The 257-nt window shown below is 63.8% G+C and carries 1 protein-coding gene; it reads right to left on the bottom strand.

Annotation, left to right across the window (positions count from 1 at the left end):
- A partial coding sequence (locus tag KZZ04_RS19865; RefSeq protein WP_219423981.1) for an alpha/beta fold hydrolase occupies window positions 1–257 on the bottom strand: 257 nt, incomplete at both ends.

A 257-nucleotide genomic window follows, 5' to 3' on the forward strand; every position in this document is an offset into this window, starting at 1 on the left:
GTCGGCGGGACGACACCGTCGATCAAACCCAGGTGCGTCACACGCTCCGGCAAAGCGCCCGCCAACACCAACGAAACGATAGCGCCAAGGGAGTGGCCAAGTAATGCAAAACGTTTCCAGCCCAGTTGTTCGGCGACTTGCAGCACGTCAAACACATAGTCCCACAAGGCATAACCCGCCCCGGCAGGCCGGTGCGCCGAGTGCCCGTGGCCGGCCATGTCCAACGCGACGATGCGCAACCCCTGCAGCTTCGGCGC

This window comes from Pseudoalteromonas sp. CR1, from assembly GCF_019392235.1.
Lineage (GTDB): Bacteria > Pseudomonadota > Gammaproteobacteria > Enterobacterales > Alteromonadaceae > Pseudoalteromonas.